Consider the following 18,051-nt stretch of genomic DNA (forward strand, 5'->3'; position numbering starts at 1 on the left):
GGTATTGTCAAAAGTTTTAAAGACATACCCTAAGTTTTTATTGATTTTATGCGGTTTTCGACAAAAAAAGCTTGCCACCCCTGCTGTTTTTGGTACGATTGAGGTAACCACACACCCAATCCAAACAAAGGAGTGACAAGCTTGTTACCTCAATTATTAATCAAATGTCTTCAAATAATCAAGACCCAATATCAAATCATTATTTATTTACTAGGTGTACTTTTTGGAAAGTCCCTCACAGACTGGGATGACGAAGAACCGGTGAATCAATCGTATCAGAAACTCCAAGTCGATGAACTGCCTGTCATCGAAACGCTTCCGCGTTTAGACTATCGTCATCTTCTTGTCGAATACGAACAACAACACGGAAAACCGTTGAAGCCGATCAAGAGGCACGCGAACACGAAAACCACGGTGCCTGATGCATTGACGTGTCCACAGTGCCAAGCGCCATCTAATTATGTGTACGCCAACAACGGAGGTAAAGGGCAGTATCAATGCAAAGTGTGTCGTTGCCGTTTCAACCATCGTAGCCGTTTTGCCAAACAAGTGATTTTTCGGTGCCCACATTGTTTAAAGGCACTCGAGAAAATCAAAGAGCGCAACGATTATTACATCCACAAATGTAAGAATGATGATTGCTCGTTTTACCAAGCAAACTTGCGACAGATGACACCTCAGGAAAAAGAACAGTTTCAACATGCGCCGTATGCCTTTAAAGTTCGATACATTTTCCGTGAGTTTCTCTTTGATTTTCAGCCGTTGGCACCGTCGTCACCGATACAGTCGAAGGTGGATTTGTCGCGTCTTTCCGTGTCTTCGCATACACTCGGACTCATCTTGACGTATCACGTCAACTATGGGCTCTCCGCGCGGAAAACAGCGAGGATCATGAAAGACATTCATGGGTTGTCGATTTCTCATCAGACCGTCATCAACTATGCCAACAGTGTTGCGCTGATCGTCAAACCTTTCATCGATCACTTTCCTTACGAACTGTCTGGTTCTTTTTGCGGCGACGAGACGTATATCCGCGTCAAAGGGTGCTGGCATTACTTGTTTTTTATGTTTGATGCCGTGAAAAAGGTCGTGCTGTCTTACCGGGTCTCTCCACATCGGGATACACTCTCTGCCATCCGTGCGATCGATGATGTTCTCAAGAAACTGCCGTCCATTCCTGAAGATTTGTCTTTTGTCGTCGATGGCAACCCGATCTACTTGTTGGCGCAGCACTTTTTCGCCCAACAAGGGATTTCTTTCGATGTCCGTCAAGTCATCGGGCTGACAAACGAGGATCCTGTGTCCGAGGAATATCGACCACTTAAACAGATCATTGAACGATTCAACCGAACGTTTAAAGGCAACTACCGACCGACTCATGGGTTTGGCGCAGAAGAAGGCTCGGTTTCCTTTGTCACACTCTTTGTGGCGTATTTCAACTTCTTGCGTCCGCATAGCGCGTTAGAAAAACGGGTACCGGTCGTCATCCCAGCATTAGAGAGCCTTCCGCATATGCCGGCACGTTGGGCAAGGCTCATTGTCATGGCTCAAGAGATGTTGACCCAACAAGCTGCATCCTAAGGACGGATTCGGCGGAGCGTACCCTTGACCATCCGAACCTCGCCAAAGGTAAAATCAGGATAGGGCAAGGGCTGCTTTCCTATGCCCTTCTTTTCTGCCCTTGCCCTTACTGACCGTTTTTCTCCTTTGGCGAGTGTTGGTCAAGGGCGAATCCAATTCCACTATCCTCTTTATTTTCCTTCAACAGGTAGACCATGATGACTTTTCATAGATTTTTTGACGCTACCGTTACAATACGTTTGTTTCACAAAATGTTCACAAAAGTTTGCTACAATAATGATAAACATACACGATGGAGGATTCGTACGATGCGCATTCGTCTCTCTATTTTACTCATCATCGTTTTATTGACAAGCTGTACCCCGCAAACGTACACCCCGATCAACCGAGAGCAAGCGGTAGTCGGCGTCGTCAACATAAAAGAACAAAGCTTGTCATTCCTTGATTATAACACGAAAAAGCTGCTTGCAACATGGCCGTTAAAACAACCGATCACAAAAGCCGTTCTTCTTCCTGACGAAGATACGATCATTTTATTCGGACAAGACATGGATGAAATGATCGCTTATACGTTGTCAACAGGAAAAGAAACGAAACGATGGAGCGTACATAAAGGCGTCACAGACGTGCTCGCCACCGAACGGGAGTTGCTCGTTGTCAACGAAAAAAAAGGAACCGTCTCCATCATGACGTTCGATGGGAAAGTGACCGATACGATCCATACAGCTCCATCCCCTTTTGCGATTGTTGAGGACGACAAACATCGGCAATGGATTGTCATTCATTTTAAAGACGGAGCGATCTCATTCATTGATCAGGCGACAAAACGAGTAAAACGAACGGTCGATACGCTCGATTCTGCCGTCATCGGTTTAGTCGTGACCGAAACAGATGAGCTATGGGTCGGCGGACACGGCGGCGGAGCGAACGTTCAACAAGAAGTGTTCGTCCATTCACTAGTCGACGGACGAATGATCGCGCGCGTGCCGGCAAAAACGATGCCTATTCAATTTCTTCAAAGCGACCAATCCATCTACGTTCTTTGCCACGGATCAAACATGTTGTACACGTTTAATCCGAAAACAAAACGTATGATCAACGCACGAGACATCGGCGCAAATCCGTTTGCGATGACAAAAGTAAAGGACGAAATCGCCATTGCGAGCTACGACAGCAATGAACTCGTGTTCGTTGATGACAAGACGCTTAAACAGACGAAAACCGTTCCCGTCGGAAATGGACCATTTTACGTCTTTTTCCGCGATGCAAAGGAGGAATAAATGATGGCAACGATTTTAATTGTCGACGATGAAAAAGAAATGCGCGAGTTGCTTCGCCTTTACTTAGAACAAGAAGGATTTACGTGCGTCGAAGCAGACGATGGCGAAGCGGGGTTAGCGATGCTAGCGAACGCCCACATCGACTTAATTATATTAGATATTATGATGCCGAAGCTCGATGGCTATCGCTTTTGTATGCACGTGCGCGAACGATCGCAAGTGCCAATCATCTTTTTAACGGCACGAAGCGATGAATGGGATCGCGTATACGGATTAAAAATTGGCGCCGATGATTACATCGTCAAGCCGTTTAGTCCAAACGAAGTTGTCGCGCGCGTATATGCGGTGCTCAGACGTACGAAAAGCAGCGCAGAAACACCACCAAAATATGAAGCTGGTCCGATTGCGGTCGATGAAAAAGCGCGAAAAGTAACTGTCAACGGAAAATCGGTTGTATTAACGTTAAAAGAATTTGAGTTGCTCACGTTGTTTTTGAAACATCGCGGCCAAGTGTTTACGCGCGAACAGCTGCTCGATCGCGTCTGGGGCATTCATTACATTGGTAGTACGCGAACAGTTGACACGCACATTAAAACGTTGCGCATTAAATTAGGCGAAGCAGGACAACTCATCCAGACGGTATGGGGAGTGGGATATAAATTTGATGAGAAAATTTAACGCACTTTCACTACAACAAAAAGTATGGCTGACGATTACCGCCTTTTTAATGCTTGCGGTGCTGCTTTTATATGCTGTTGCTGTTTATATATATGAAAACATTTATATCACCAATGTCGAACAACGTTTATTACAAGAAGGAATGAACATTGCCGCAAAATATAAAGGCGGTGCACTCACCGACTCGTTTCGCAACACTGTTTCTATCATCAATGACATATCCGATACGGAAATTGTACTCGTGAACAATCCACGTGAATTAAGCGCCTGCTTGCCGTTTGAAGTCGATCACCATTCAGTCATTAGCGAACAAGAGCGACAACGGCTTCTTGCTGGGGAAACGGTGACGAAAAAAGGATATGAACAGACGTTTGACCGCCACATCGTCGGCATCATCATCCCTTTGTTGGACGAACATCGCCTCATGGGCATTTTATATTTATACGTTCCGCTCGCTTCAATTGAAGAAGTGATAGCGCGCATGCAAACGTTCGTTGCGCTAGGCGGCATTCTTTTTTTATTCATTACGATATTTGTTGGCCGAAAAATTGCGATGCATTTGACAAAACCGTTACAACATATGCAGCAAGCTGCTTACCGCGTGTCGCAAGGCGACTTTTCTGTCCAAGTCGAAGTGGAGACAGAAGATGAAGTCGGACAATTAGCGAAAGCATTCAATCAAATGGCACATGCGCTTGCGAAAGAAGATGAACGAAAAAAAGAATTTTTAGCGAACGTTTCCCATGAATTGCGCACGCCGCTCAGCTATGTGAAAGGATATAGCGAAGCGCTGTTAGACGGCGTCGTCAAAGACGAAGCACAACAAAAAAAATATATGAAACTCATTCACCGCGAAGCAAGCCGCATGCAGCGACTTGTGCGGGATTTGCTTGATTTGGCGCAACTTGAAGGCACGTATCCGCTCGTGCGCACGCCATTTTCGATCGCGCAACTTATAGAAGAGACAGCGGAAAAATATGAACGAATGATGCAAGAAAAACACGTTCACCTTTTGCTCGACCTCGATCACGATTTAGTCGTCGATGGCGATCCAGACCGCATCGAACAAGTGTTGCAAAATTTGCTTGATAACGCTCTGCGCTACACTCCTTCCGGCGGCAACATAACGGTGCGCACAACGAAACGAGACACGATGTGTGAACTCACCATCGCCGATTGTGGACAAGGCATGTCAAAACAAGATCTCGAACGGCTCGGCGAACGATTTTTCCGCACCGACCGCTCCCGCTCGCGCGAACACGGCGGCACAGGTCTCGGCATTGCGATCGTCAAACAAATCGTCAAACTGCACGGCGGCTTCATTCATTTTGAAAGCGAACGCGGAAAAGGAACGACAGTATACGTGCAATTGCCGCTATACGATGCGATATAGTTATGGTCAAAACTACAGATAAGTTGACGAAGCTCATATAACTGCCCGTAGCGGCAGTTTTTTTATCATTTCTAAAAAATTTTTTAAAAAAGGACTTGAAAGTCAAAAAAGGTCAAATTATAATAAAGACAGAAAGATCAAATATAGTCAAAGTCAAAAAAGGAGGGTTGGTGCCTATGATGTGCCAAGTATGTAAACAAAATCAAGCAACGATCTTTTTGCATGTGCAAGTAAACGACGAAAAACAACAAGTACAACTTTGCGAAACGTGCTATGCAAAACAAAAACAACCATTGAAAGTGCCAGCAGGATTCCACTTCGATCGTTTCGATCAATTGTTCTCCAACTTTTTCGCACCGCTGACTAACGAAGCCGTTTCCCATGTCCAACAACAAGAACAACAACCGAAACGAAACGGATTGCTTGATCAATTCGGTCGCAACTTAACGCAATTAGCGAAAGCCGGACTCATTGATCCTGTCATCGGACGCGATAAAGAAATAGAACGCGTCATCGAAATTTTAAATCGTCGCAATAAAAACAATCCGGTACTCATCGGTGAACCAGGTGTCGGTAAAACGGCGATCGTGGAAGGATTGGCGTTGAAAATCGTCGAAGGAGCTGTTCCTGCAAAACTATTAAACAAAGAAGTGTACGTGCTTGACGTCGCTTCATTAGTTGCCAACACAGGCATTCGCGGTCAATTTGAAGAGCGGATGAAACAGCTCATTGCTGAATTGCAACAACGGAAAAACGTTATCTTATTCATCGACGAAATTCACTTACTCGTCGGAGCTGGATCGGCAGAAGGTTCGATGGACGCAAGCAACATATTAAAACCGACGCTTGCTCGCGGTGAACTTCAAATCATTGGGGCAACAACGTTAAAAGAATACCGCCATATTGAAAAAGATGCCGCGCTTGAACGTCGCTTCCAACCGGTCATCGTTCACGAGCCGACGATCGAACAAGCTATTCACATTTTAAAAGGCATTCAGCCAAAATACGAACAATTCCATCAAGTGAAATATACAGATGAAGCGATTCACGCCTGCGTCACATTGTCACATCGCTACATTCAAGATCGTTTCCTTCCTGACAAAGCGATCGACTTGTTAGATGAAGCTGGGTCTAAAGTAAGCTTACAAACGATGCCGACAAATAAAGAAGCGATCGAACAACGTCTTGAACAAATAAGAAAAGAAAAAGAACAAGCTGCGCAACAAGAAAACTACGAACTTGCGGCGAAACTGCGCACGGAAGAATTGCAGCTTGAAAAACAACTGCAACAAAACGGACAAGCGGAACAACCTACTGTTGATGTCATGCACATTCAACAAATCATTGAAGAAAAAACAGGCATTCCAGTCGGCAAATTACAGGCAGATGAACAAACGAAAATGAAACATTTAGAAGAAAACTTAGCGAAAAAAGTGATCGGTCAAGAAGAAGCGGTGAAAAAAATCGCTAAAGCGATCCGCAGAAGCCGCGCAGGCTTAAAAGCGAAAAACCGTCCGATCGGTTCATTCTTATTCGTCGGTCCGACTGGCGTTGGTAAAACAGAATTGTCGAAGACGCTTGCAGAACAATTATTCGGCTCAAAAGATGCGATGATTCGTTTAGATATGAGCGAATATATGGAAAAACATGCGGTCGCCAAACTGATCGGTGCACCTCCTGGCTATGTCGGTCATGAGGAAGCTGGGCAATTGACGGAAAAAGTGCGCCGCAACCCTTATAGCATCATTTTGCTTGATGAAATGGAAAAAGCGCATCCAGACGTTCAACATATGTTCCTACAAATTTTAGAAGATGGTCGTTTAACAGATAGCCAAGGTCGCACCGTCAGCTTTAAAGATACGGTCATCATCATGACATCAAACGCCGGTACAAACGGCCAAGGCGACTTGCTTCAACGCCTCAGCCTATACTTTAAGCCGGAATTTTTAAACCGTCTCGATGCGATCATTGAATTTAAACCGCTTGAAAAAGCACATATGCTGCAAATTGTTGACCTGATGCTTCATGAATTGCAACGTACACTCGCGGAACAACACGTCACGATGACTATTAGCGACAAAGCGAAAGAAAAATTAGCTGAGCTCGGCTACCATCCAACGTTTGGCGCTCGTCCGCTCCGCCGCGTCATTCAAGAACATATCGAAGACCAAATTGCCGACGTGTTGCTTGATACGCAAGATGTGCGCACGATTCATATCGATGTCGAAGGCGACCGCATCGTCGTTGCAACGAAACAAGCCTAATCCGCGCATGGATTAGGCTTTTAATCCATTAAAAATTTTTTTCATTGACGAAACAAATATATTTTTGTACGATAGTAACGTCAATTGCATACGAAATCTTTCTCGTCAACTAAGATGAGATAGAGGTCGCGGCAAATAATAGTAGTTTCATCGAGGCGCAGAGACGCCGATGAAGTGGAATGAAAGGATTTGTCGCCGAAGTTTATAGCGTGCTCTGGCGCTATAAGCTGGGCCTGTTGTCGAATAGGCGCAGGACTGTCATCGCGCATGCGGTGGAGAGCTATCGATCTTAAGTTTGATGCGGATGTGTCATATATTGTGCACCCGTTGAAAACTTAGGGTGCACTTTTTTGTTTTTCGTATGACAACAGCCCTCCGCCCGCCTGCGTCGCCATAATCATGAATGAAAGGATGACAAACATGAAACAACAACAACTCGGGTTTTGGTTATTGACAGCGCTCGTTGTCGGCAATATGGTCGGATCGGGCATTTTTATGCTTCCGCGCTCGCTTGCTGAGGCGGCAAGCCCCGCCGGCGTGCTGCTCGGATGGCTAATCACAGGGGCTGGCGTGCTCACGATCGCCATCATTTTTGGCAATTTAGCTATTCGTAAACCGGAATTAAACGGCGGACCGCAAATTTACGCGAAGGAACTGTTTCCGAAAGGTTCAAAAGCATCCATTTTATCCGGTTTTATGGCTTCTTGGGGCTATTGGATCGGCAACGTCGCTGGAAACGTTGCGATCATTACGACGTTTGCTAGTTATTTATCGACGTTTTTCCCTATTTTAACGAGCGGACATGTCGTGTTTTCCATCGGTTCATTTACGTTAAAACTTGGACATTTGCTGACGTTTCTCGTTTGTACGTCGCTTTTATGGGTGATGCATACAATTATTTTGCAAGGGGTAGAAAGTGCTGGGAAATTAAACTTTTTAGCAACGGCAACGAAAGTGCTCGGCTTTTTCCTTTTTATTATCATCGGATTGTTTGCATTTGAAAAAAGTTATGTTGATCCGTTTATTGCCCCGCGCTACGATGAAGCTGGCCATACGCTCGGTCTTCTTTCGCAAATCAACAACGTTGCGTTAAGTACGCTTTGGGCATTTATCGGCATTGAATCAGCGATCGTATTCGCCTCACGGGCGCGTAAACAAAGCGACGTAAAGCGCGCAACAATCGCCGGTTTATTGATCGCCTTAGCCATTTACATCGGCATTAGCGTGCTCGTCATGGGCATGTTAAAGCAAGATGTGCTCATTCAATCGGAAAAGCCGCTCGTTGATGCGATCGGCACAGTGTTAGGCCCGATCGGATCGCAGCTGTTAGCTGGACTCGGTTTAATTAGCTTAATCGGTTCGACGCTCGGCTGGATTTTTTTAAGTGCAGAAGTACCGTATCAAGCAGCGAAACAAGGGTTGTTTCTGCGCGCCTTTTTACAAGAAAACGAAAAAAGCATGCCGCGCTTTTCTTTACTTGTTTCAAACATGATTTCGCAACTATTTATTTTTTCAACAATTTCAAACTCGATGGCGGCCGCGTTTGATTTTGTCATTTACATTGCGACGTTATCATATCTCGTTCCGTATGTCATTGCCTCGACGTTCCAGTTTAAGCTCGTCTGGACAGGCGAAACGTATGTGACGATGAAAGAGCGAATGACAGACGGTGTGATCGCTCTACTTGCGACGATGTATTCCATTTGGCTCGTCAAAGCAGGAACGGCCGATATGAAAACATTTTTGCTCGGCGTCGCCTTGCTTGCAAGCAGCTTGTTGTTTTATCCGCTACTTCTTAAACAACAAAGCGAACATAAAACGAAACAAAAACAATCTGCATAACAAAACCCCCGTCCATTTGGCGGGGTTTTTTCATTTTCTCAGTCTTTTTTTCATCTTTATGTTATAATATTCCTTGAATTTTGTTTTGTTGAGGGAGCATATATGGGGAGAGAGAGAACAAGGCGGTGGCTGTACATATTGCTCGTAATTGTCCCATGTTTGATCGGGAGCGTGTGGATTGTACGTTGGCAAGACGAACAGCTACAACGGCAACAGTTAGAAGAGACGCGCATGTTTGCGAACATACATAGAAACGATTTAGATCGCTTTCTTGCGGAAACGACGGCTCGGCTTGAAACATTAGCGCTCGTGATAAGCAAACATACAGACATAAAAGAAAACATACACGATGTAATGAAGCAAATGGAAAAACAAGACGTTCGCTTTGAGCGCATTTCGTTTTTTTCCGAAAGTACGAGTCCGGCGATGCAACTAGCAGAAGCAATAAAGCAGCCGATGTTTACCGACGATAAGACGGCAACGATCGTGACACCGATCATTGATGAACAAACGAAGCGAGCGATCGGTTTTTTAGTCGCAACGTTGCGGACAGATTATATGAAGCAGCGCATGGAAATCATCTATCCACAAGCTTCGTTTCGCTTGTATGATGAAAAAGGAAACGAACTGTTCAGCGCAAACAATCTTCGCGCATCGGAAGAAACCGTCGTCGTTCATTTAAATCAAGCACCGTGGCTGATCGAGGCGAACGTGCCGCCCGTCGCTAACAAACAACGGGTGCAGGCGGCGCTTCCGTACGTGTTTACGTTCATTGTTGCGGTTCATATGATTTGGTTATTTATTCAATATTGGTTATTGAAGCGGCGAACGATGATGGAACGAATGGAAACAGAAGCGCAAAAACTTGAATTAGTCGGCACGCTTGCAGCAAGTACCGCCCACGAAATTCGCAACCCGCTCGCCGGCATTAAAGGATTTATCCAATTGTTGAGTGAAAAACATAAAGATACCGAATCACAACTTTATTTTTCGGTCATTCAAAACGAAATTACACGCATTAACGACATCGTCAATGAGTTTTTAATTCTCGGCAAACCAACGGTGCAAAAGTTTGAAACGTGCGATTTGAACGATATCGTTTTAAGCATTCATCCAATTATTGAATCGCAAGCGCATTTGCATAACGTCGTGTATTCGTTGCAATGCGCTCGCGTACCTTTACCTATTCGCTGTTATAAAGACCATTTAAAACAAGTCGTGTTAAACTTAGCGAAAAACGCGATCGAAGCGATGTCAAGCGGCGGACAGCTTACCATTTCGCTTGCAAAACAAGACGGCTGGGCACTGTTGCACGTTTCCGACACCGGCAGCGGCATACCGAAACATGTCAAAGATAAATTGTTTCAACCGTTTGTCACATCGAAGCAAACGGGAACAGGACTCGGGCTCGTCGTATGTAAACGAATCGTTGACATGCATGAAGGAGCGATCGACATTCATAGTATAGAAAATAAAGGAACGACGATTACCGTTCGTCTTCCTTTGCGACAGGAGGTAGGATGATGATTGATATGCTGATCGGAAGCACGTTATCCGCGCTAGCAACGGGTGCTGGCGCGATTCCCATTTTATTTTTATCGCGCTCCCTTACGCACCAATGGCGCGATATGTTGCTTGCGTTTACCGCTGGAGTCATGATGGCAGCGTCCATGCTTGGCCTCATTCCTGAAGCGCTATCTTCAGGAACGTTTCTCTCGCTTGTGGTTGGACTATGCATAGGCGTATTGACGTTAACGCTTCTTGAAAAAATGGTACCGCATATTGATTTAGCGCATACTGAAAGCAGCATAGCTATTGATAAAAAATCGCTCCTTGTGCTCGCCGCCATTACGCTCCATAACATCCCAGAAGGACTGTCAGTTGGCGTGAGCTACGCCGCTGGAGAAGGGAGCGAAATCGGCAACTTAATCGCCTTAGCGATCGGCTTTCAAAACGCTCCAGAAGGATTGCTCGTTGCGCTTTTTTTATTTAATCAACGCATTTCAAAAGGAAAAGCGTTTTTGATGGCGACCGGGACGGGAATGATCGAACTTGTCGCTTCCGTCATCGGTTTTTATTTAACGTCTGTCGTCGATGCGCTCGTTCCGTACGGATTAGCGTTTGCAGCTGGCGCGATGTTGTTTATCATTTATAAAGAGCTCATTCCTGAAAGCCATGGCGACGGAAACGAACAATCGTCCACGTATGCCTTTATTATCGGATTGTTGCTGATGGTCTTTTTAATCGAAACGTTTTAAAGGATGAGGTTCATGTCGAAATACTATATGCTTCTTTTATTAACAAGCGCACTATGGGGAGGCAACTTTGTCGCAAGCAAACTGCTCGTGCCGCACGCCTCCCCCCTTTCATTAACGTTTATGCGCTGGACGATCGCAGTTCTTTTTTTATTTCCGATCGTATTAAAAAAAGAACGGTCCGTTCGCCTGCAAAAACGCGGCATTATCCCGCTTATTGCGATGGGCATGACAGGCGTCGTATTATTTAACGTTCTTATGTTTCAGGCGCTTCGCTACACATCGGCCGATCACGTCGGGCTCATCTCAACGTTAAATCCGATGGCGATTGCGCTTGTTGCTTACGTCGTATACCGTGAGAAACTGACGATGAGACAATGGTTAGCCATGACCGTCTCCCTTATCGGCGTCCTTTTATTTATGACGCACGGACAGCTTCATCGCGTGCTACACGTCAATATCGGCGATGTATGGATGATCGCTGCCGTCATCGTTTGGGGCATCTACTCCGCATGCGCAAAAGCGGCCATGAAATGGTATTCTCCGCTTGCGGCGACGTTTTGGTCAGGCGTCTTTGGCGTCGTTGGATTGTTGCCATTTGTATCTTCCTTTTCCGTTCATCACGTAAACGTCTCGTTTTTGCTTGCGCTCATCTATACGAGCATCGGGGCGACAGTGCTTGCGATGTTTCTTTGGAACGTCGGCGTGAAACAAGTCGGTGCCACAACAGCAGGGATGTTTTTAAATTTTAATCCGCTTTTTACCGCATTGTTTGCATACATATTGCTTCATGAAACGTTAACGGTGGCACAATGGATCGGTTCGTTCATTACGATCTCAGGCGTTGTGCTGTTTACAAAAAAATAGAGTGAGGCGCTTGCCCCACTCCATTTTTTACATTCAAACAACCATACTGTACAATCACACTTCTTCTATCAACTGCTTTACTTCTTCTTCCGAAAGTTCAGTCATATACGCAATCTCTTTCACATCTATCCCCTTTCTCGCTATCGCTTGTACAATGTGCTTCATTCCTTGCTTTCTCCCTTTTTCAAGCGCTTTTCGTTCGTACGAGATCATCAACTCCATCACCTGTTCTTTTTCTTTCGCTTCCATTTCATTCACCTCGCTTCGTAGTTGTTGTTCTTCTTCGTCTGATAGTTTCACATATGTTTCAAAAAAACCGAATAGCAGCCGTTGTTTTGCTTCGTCTAGTTCCATGCGCACTAGCATGCGTAAAAATTGTTTTTTCATCTCAACTCTTTCATTTTCAGTATACCCCATCTTGCTTAACAAAGCAGCAGCGATCGGGTTGTCTTGCTGAATGTAGTTTCGCCAATGCTTTTTGCGCAGTTCGATCGTGAAAAATTGAAAGTGAAGGATTTGACCAAAAGGAAACGGTAACGTAAATGTAGATGGCTCATTGCGGACTGTGTCATAGCTAAATAGTGCGATAGGTACGATCGGTTTACGATATTTTTCATACAAACGACTAAAGTAAATAAACATGCGTTCCGGAAACGATAGCTGGACGTAACTTTGATTTTCGATATGCACGATGACAAGCCCGTCTTCGCCTTTCAGCTTCGTTTCGACAAGCAGATCTACGCGATACTTTTCCCCTGCCGTTACATCGGTAAACAGCTCTTCTGATAAAAACGACAAATGGCGAAAATCGATATGCTCATGCATCGTCGGAAAAAAAAGAAGAATAAACTCCTCAAAAAATGTTTGAATGAGCTCTTTAAACAAACGATCGTGGTCAATGGACATACATTCACCTCCCATTCGATTGTTTCAATCGTTTTATTCGGTAAAATGAATCAAATTCCTGCTGCCATTACACACTAAAATAGAAGGGGTGCTATTCCCCTTCTTTTTCTACGTATGGATGTGCCACCCATCCGGATGGATCGATAAATAAACGAACGGCAACGACTTGGCGATCGTCCATTAACGTGAAGAAATGCGGATTTCCTTCTGGTACGGAAATAACGTCGCCTGCCTCTAGTTCAACGTCAAAATAACCTGTTTGTTCATCGCCCTTAATGACGAAAATGCCATGACCAGCGACGATCGCCCGCACTTCATCTTCCGTATGTGTATGCACTTGTTCAAATTTTTTCAACAACTCTTCTAAATTTGGCGTTTGTTCACAAAGCGCCACGACGTCCCACGTTTTATAGCCTCTCCGCTTCGCTAAATCTTCAATTTCCGTCTGAAACGTCGCTAAAATATGCGCCTTTTCTTCATCTGTTAATACAAACTTGTTTTGTAAATGAGCAGGAAGTTTGCTTGCATCCCACCGTTCATACAACACCCCTTGGTTGTTTAAAAACGCCGCAACGTTTTCTTTTCCTTCAATGACTTCCCCTGTGTTTCGCACTTTAATGACTGCCATACATATTTTCCCCCTTATCGTTTAATAAGCAATAATTTCACATGATATTGACATAAAAACTCGCACGCTTCTAAAAACTTTTTCGCCTCAAACACATCTTTTCCCCAAACGGTAATGCCGTGGTTGCGAATAAGCACCGCACCGGCATCTCCATGGACATGGTCAGCGAACGCTTTTGCTAACGTCGGAATATGGGCGAAATTCGGAATAATCGGAATGCGAAATTGCGCATCTTCCTCCCATAATCCGAACGCTTTAATTATTTCTTGATTCGAAAAGACGACTTCCCCTTCGTCACCGTACAGTTCTGAAACGATATTGTTGTCGACCGTATGCACGTGCAAAACGCAACCGGCGTTCGTTTTGTTGTAAATTTCAACGTGAAGAAGCGTCTCCGCCGACGGCTTTACATGCGTCGCTTCCGCCGGTCGTCCGTCAGCATCGACGAGTAAAAAATCTTCTTTCGTCTCTTTTCGCTTATCTTTTCCGCTTGCGGTCACGAGAAACGTGAGCGGCTCATCGCTCACTTTCAGCGACAAATTGCCGCTTGTTGCCATAAACCAGTCGCGCGTCGCTAGCTCTCGTTTGACTTCCGCTAGCTCTTCCCATTTCTCTTTCATACAATCACCTCGCTCTCTTTTAATACATGAATGACGTCATAAAACGTCGTAAACGGCGTATGCGGTAAGTTTAGCTCACGGCATTTTTCAAGTAAAAAGTCGCGCGCGATGACGTGATCGGCTCGTTTTGCTGCCGCTAAATCGGTAATGGAATCGCCGATGACGATCGTTTTCGCCCCTTTTGGCGCAAGTTTACGAAGAAGCGACGGCTTGCAGCAGCCGCAACCGTTTTGGCAATATTCATCGCACGCATGCGGCCACGTAATGCGAATCGTATCGCCGCTAAAATCGGCGCTGTTACAATAAATGCGCTCTTTTTCAACGAGCCCGTCAAGCAGCGGATAGACGAAAAAGTCGATGCCGCCGCTGACGATATAAAGCGGAATTTGTCGCTCGTTCGTAAACGCGACAAACTCAGAAAATCCGTCGCGAATGCGCGCGGTGCGCAGTAAAAACTGCACGATATGTTCTTTCAACGTTGTCGGCAAAAGCGAAAACATGCGCCCGACTCCTTCCTGCACCGTACATGCCTGCGCCAATATATCGTCTTTGATCGCTTCCCACTCCGGCGGAGCAAACTGTTTCATTAAAGCAATAATGTTATCGTTTAACGTAATCGTCCCATCAAAATCGCAAAAAATGATCGGCTTCATCATGCGCTCCCCCATAAATCAAGCGCTTGTTTTAACGCTTCGTTTTCCGTCGCAGCCTCATGAAGCGAACGCCCAGAAAGCACCGCTTCCACCGCGGCGCGAAACGCTTGCCCGCCACCGACAGCGCCTTGCGGATGTCCGTGCACTCCACCGCCTGCGTTAATGACACAATCGATGCCAAAGTCGCGCATAAGAAGCGGCACAAGCCCTGGATGAATGCCGGCAGATGGAACAGGGAATGCGCGTAAAAACAAATCTTCTTTCGTCAACTCCTCAGAAATGGCGAGCGCCTGTTGCTTTTCAAGCGCAACGCTTCCGTACGGCGATGGAAAGAGCGAAAAATCCGCCCCTGCCATGCGCAACAATTTCCCAAGTAAAAGCGCATAACTGACGCCATACACGTGCGACGAAGCGATCGCTCCGCTAAACGACGGATGCGCCATAATCGGCAAACGAATGTCATCATCTTCACGAAGCGCTTGCAACACATCAAGCCCATATGTAAACACGTTAAACAATAATACGTCCGCGCCAAGTTCTGCCGCGCGCCTTGCTTTGTCTTTTAGTTCAAACGTTTTGCCTGTCAAATTTACCGCATATAACGTCCGATGCCCTGTTTGTTCGTACACGTCTTGTAACGCTTGTTTTCCTGCGACGATCCGTTTTTCAAAAGGGGTAAGGTCGTTATCAAACAAAATTTCATCGTCTTTGACGAGATCGACGCCGCCAAGCGCTTGCAGTTTTAATTGTTCGGTGACGTATTGTAAATCACGCCCAATGACCGCTTTAAAAATGCTCATCACAAGCGGACGGTCAAAGACGCCAAGCTTTTCGCGAATGCCGTCCATGCCAAAGCGTGGGCCGGGAAATGCCCGTTTTAATTCATCAGAAAACGTAAGATCAACGAGTTTAATCGTTCCATCAAGCGACAACTTCCCGAACGTCGTCGTCAAAATCGCTGGAAAATCGGCGCTAAAATTGACGCTCGGATACGAAATGCGCACGAGCGCCCGTTTAAGCCGCTTCCCGAAATACGTATTGACGCGCTCGTCTTCGTCCAGCTGTTCGATACAGTCGACGATGCCTTTATGCTTTTTTAACTGCTCTTGTTCAAGCTGCGGCAAATCGGTCCACGAACCGACAGTGAGCCCAAGCGCGATTCCTTCCGCTTTTTTCGCCAAATCTTTGTCATCATGAATCAAATACGTTGCGGTAATCATACTCCCACTCCTTTACAAATAAAAAACCTCTTCATAAGAAGAGGTTCGATCAGTCGTCTCTTCTTATCTCTCAGCGATTGCTGCGAGAATTAGCACCGTGCTTAACAGCTGTTAAGTCGGTTGCCGGGCTTCATCGGGCTCGTCCCTCCGCCTACTCTTGATAAGAATTCGCAATGTATATATTTTTTGAACAGTTCGTTTTTCGTAAATGTAATTCGAATTATGCCAGCACTTTCTCCATTTGTCAATCATTTTTTAAAAAAGTTGCAACCGTCCGATTCGTTCCGCTGCTTCTTTTAGCCGTTCTTCACTCGTCAATAGCCCTACGCGCACGTAGCCTTCCCCATGTTCCCCAAAACCGATGCCCGGTGCGACCGCCACATGCGCTTGATTAAGCAAAAGGTCAGCAAACGTCTCAGACGTATATCCTTTTGGCACCGGAAGCCAAGCGAAAAACGAACCTGAAGGGGCTTGCACGTCCCACCCGATTTCACGAATCGCATGAATAAACGTATTGCGCCGCGATTCATACGTCGCCACAAGCTCATAGACGCATTGTTGCGACTGTAAAAGAGCTACCGCCGCCGCTTCTTGAATAGCACCGAACATGCTCACATACAAATGGTCTTGCAGCACATTGATCGCTTCAATCATGCTTTCGTTACCAACAGCAAAGCCGATGCGCCATCCTGCCATATTGTACGTTTTTGAAAACGTATAAATTTCAATGCCGACTTCTTTCGCCCCTTCTGTTTGCAAAAAGCTGATCGGCTTTTTCCCATCAAAACCGATCGCCCCGTACGCAAAATCGTGCACGACACCAACCCCGTATTTTTGTGCGAACGAAACTGTTTCAGCAAAAAACGATTGTGTTGCCGTCGCGCCTGTCGGGTTGTTCGGATAGTTTAAAAACATAAGTTTTGCTTGTTTTACGACACGTTCGTCCAACTCCTCATAATTAGGCAAAAAATTGTTTTCCGCTCGCAGCGGCATCATTTCCATGCGCGCTCGCGCGAGCACAACGCCCGACCAATAATCTGGGTATCCAGGATCAGGAACGAGCACAACATCGCCTGGGTTTAATAAACAAAGCGGCATTTCGACTAGCCCAGCTTTTCCGCCAAATAAAATGGCGACTTCTTTTTCCGGATCAATCGTTACCCCATATTCGCGCTTATAAAATGTCGCCACCGCCTCTTTTAAAAACGAATAGCCGCGAAATGGCGAATATTTATGATATGTCGGGTTGGCAGCCGCTTGCTGAAGCGCGGCAACAATATGCGGAGGCGTCGGCTGATCCGGGTTTCCTTGTCCTAAATTAATAACATCTCTTCCTTCAGCAATGACCGCATGTACTTTTTGGACGAGCGAAGCGAAAAATTGCTTCGGTAGTTGCTGTAACAAGTTCGATTGCGGAAATGTCGTCATTTTTCCCACCTACTTCACAAAAAGGTTGAAATTCTAGTCAAACATCATATATTGTAAAAATCAAAATGTAAAGAAAATTTTTTCGAGGTCAACAACCCAACGACTAAAGTCATGGGCTTGTAAGCCCCATGTTGACCAGACCAAGGCTTGAAACAGAGCCTACGTTATAGATGTCATGACACGTTCGGGTGCTTCTCCAGCCCGTTCCTCTGTCGTGCAAGGTTAAACAAGCGTGGTGGGTAGCGCTAGTGTCTTGCACATAACAAGCATCTATAACATGGTCGAGGAGAATATGACCTGCTTTATGCAGAGGAAAGGGGAGAACCCTATGGTTTTTGTGTTAGACACAAACAAACGTCCGCTTGCTCCTTGTCACGAAGCAGTTGCAAGAAAGCTGTTGAAACAAGGGAAGGCGGCGATTTACAGGCGATTTCCA

Annotated in this window: 16 protein-coding genes and 2 riboswitches; of the genes, 10 read left to right on the top strand and 6 right to left on the bottom strand. The window is 45.6% G+C overall.

Annotated elements, in window-relative coordinates:
- The first annotated feature begins 141 nt into the window (after positions 1-141).
- The 9 genes from BM213_RS10880 to BM213_RS10920 all read left to right on the top strand — a co-directional run bounded on the left by BM213_RS10880 (position 142) and on the right by BM213_RS10920 (position 12,160).
- The gene (locus tag BM213_RS10880) at positions 142-1,581 is read left to right on the top strand and encodes a DDE-type integrase/transposase/recombinase (RefSeq protein ID WP_064214575.1); all 1,440 of its coding nucleotides are present in this window, start codon (positions 142-144) and stop codon (positions 1,579-1,581) included.
- 308 nt (positions 1,582-1,889) lie between these two features.
- Positions 1,890-2,861 (top strand): YncE family protein, encoded by a 972-nt coding sequence (locus BM213_RS10885; protein ID WP_091704011.1) that lies wholly within the window; start codon positions 1,890-1,892, stop codon positions 2,859-2,861.
- 3 nt (positions 2,862-2,864) lie between these two features.
- A complete protein-coding gene (locus tag BM213_RS10890; protein ID WP_091704046.1) occupies positions 2,865-3,539 on the top strand; it encodes a response regulator transcription factor in 675 nt (224 codons plus the stop codon).
- The gene (locus tag BM213_RS10895) at positions 3,526-4,932 is read left to right on the top strand and encodes a sensor histidine kinase (RefSeq protein ID WP_091704013.1); all 1,407 of its coding nucleotides are present in this window, start codon (positions 3,526-3,528) and stop codon (positions 4,930-4,932) included. The genes BM213_RS10890 and BM213_RS10895 overlap by 14 nt, the downstream gene beginning before the upstream one ends.
- Positions 4,933-5,108: 176 nt before the next feature.
- On the top strand, positions 5,109-7,196 hold the full coding sequence (locus BM213_RS10900; protein WP_091704016.1) for an ATP-dependent Clp protease ATP-binding subunit: 2,088 nt from the start codon (positions 5,109-5,111) through the stop codon (positions 7,194-7,196).
- A 112-nt stretch (positions 7,197-7,308) separates the two neighbouring features.
- Positions 7,309-7,487: riboswitch (Lysine riboswitch) on the top strand.
- A 129-nt stretch (positions 7,488-7,616) separates the two neighbouring features.
- Positions 7,617-9,038: an amino acid permease gene (locus BM213_RS10905; RefSeq protein ID WP_091704018.1), complete on the top strand. Its 1,422-nt coding sequence runs from the start codon at positions 7,617-7,619 to the stop codon at positions 9,036-9,038.
- A 102-nt stretch (positions 9,039-9,140) separates the two neighbouring features.
- The gene (locus BM213_RS10910) at positions 9,141-10,562 is read left to right on the top strand and encodes an ATP-binding protein (protein ID WP_091704021.1); all 1,422 of its coding nucleotides are present in this window, start codon (positions 9,141-9,143) and stop codon (positions 10,560-10,562) included.
- On the top strand, positions 10,562-11,296 hold the full coding sequence (locus BM213_RS10915; protein WP_091704024.1) for a ZIP family metal transporter: 735 nt from the start codon (positions 10,562-10,564) through the stop codon (positions 11,294-11,296). Before BM213_RS10910 ends, BM213_RS10915 begins: the two co-directional genes overlap by 1 nt.
- 12 nt (positions 11,297-11,308) lie before the next feature.
- Positions 11,309-12,160: a DMT family transporter gene (locus BM213_RS10920; RefSeq protein WP_091704027.1), complete on the top strand. Its 852-nt coding sequence runs from the start codon at positions 11,309-11,311 to the stop codon at positions 12,158-12,160.
- A gap of 54 nt (positions 12,161-12,214) precedes the next feature.
- Here BM213_RS10920 and BM213_RS10925 read toward each other — a convergent pair whose 3' ends face one another.
- The 6 genes from BM213_RS10925 to BM213_RS10950 form a co-directional block, all read right to left on the bottom strand.
- The gene (locus BM213_RS10925; RefSeq protein WP_091704030.1) at positions 12,215-13,066 is read right to left on the bottom strand and encodes an Rpn family recombination-promoting nuclease/putative transposase; all 852 of its coding nucleotides are present in this window, start codon (positions 13,064-13,066) and stop codon (positions 12,215-12,217) included.
- A 91-nt stretch (positions 13,067-13,157) separates the two neighbouring features.
- Positions 13,158-13,694, bottom strand: coding sequence for a 1,2-dihydroxy-3-keto-5-methylthiopentene dioxygenase (locus BM213_RS10930; RefSeq protein ID WP_091704032.1), 537 nt, complete (start codon positions 13,692-13,694; stop codon positions 13,158-13,160).
- Positions 13,695-13,708: 14 nt separating this feature from the next.
- The gene (locus BM213_RS10935) at positions 13,709-14,314 is read right to left on the bottom strand and encodes a methylthioribulose 1-phosphate dehydratase (RefSeq protein WP_091704035.1); all 606 of its coding nucleotides are present in this window, start codon (positions 14,312-14,314) and stop codon (positions 13,709-13,711) included.
- Positions 14,311-14,970 carry a 2-hydroxy-3-keto-5-methylthiopentenyl-1-phosphate phosphatase gene (locus BM213_RS10940; RefSeq protein WP_091704037.1) on the bottom strand — a complete coding sequence of 220 codons (660 nt, stop codon included), beginning with the start codon at positions 14,968-14,970 and terminating at the stop codon, positions 14,311-14,313. Before BM213_RS10940 ends, BM213_RS10935 begins: the two co-directional genes overlap by 4 nt.
- Positions 14,967-16,187, bottom strand: a complete 1,221-nt coding sequence (gene mtnW / locus BM213_RS10945) for a 2,3-diketo-5-methylthiopentyl-1-phosphate enolase (protein ID WP_091704040.1) — start codon at positions 16,185-16,187, stop codon at positions 14,967-14,969. Before mtnW ends, BM213_RS10940 begins: the two co-directional genes overlap by 4 nt.
- 60 nt (positions 16,188-16,247) lie before the next feature.
- A riboswitch (SAM riboswitch) is annotated at positions 16,248-16,354 on the bottom strand.
- Positions 16,355-16,442: 88 nt separating this feature from the next.
- Positions 16,443-17,615, bottom strand: a complete 1,173-nt coding sequence (locus tag BM213_RS10950) for a pyridoxal phosphate-dependent aminotransferase (protein WP_091704043.1) — start codon at positions 17,613-17,615, stop codon at positions 16,443-16,445.
- A 328-nt stretch (positions 17,616-17,943) separates the two neighbouring features.
- On the opposite strand from BM213_RS10950, the gene BM213_RS10955 reads away from it, so the two are divergent.
- Positions 17,944-18,051: RRXRR domain-containing protein (locus BM213_RS10955; RefSeq protein ID WP_208601868.1), on the top strand; the 108-nt coding region annotated here is incomplete at its 3' end.

Source organism: Anoxybacillus pushchinoensis, from assembly GCF_900111795.1.
Classification (GTDB): Bacteria; Bacillota; Bacilli; order Bacillales; family Anoxybacillaceae; genus Anoxybacillus; species Anoxybacillus pushchinoensis.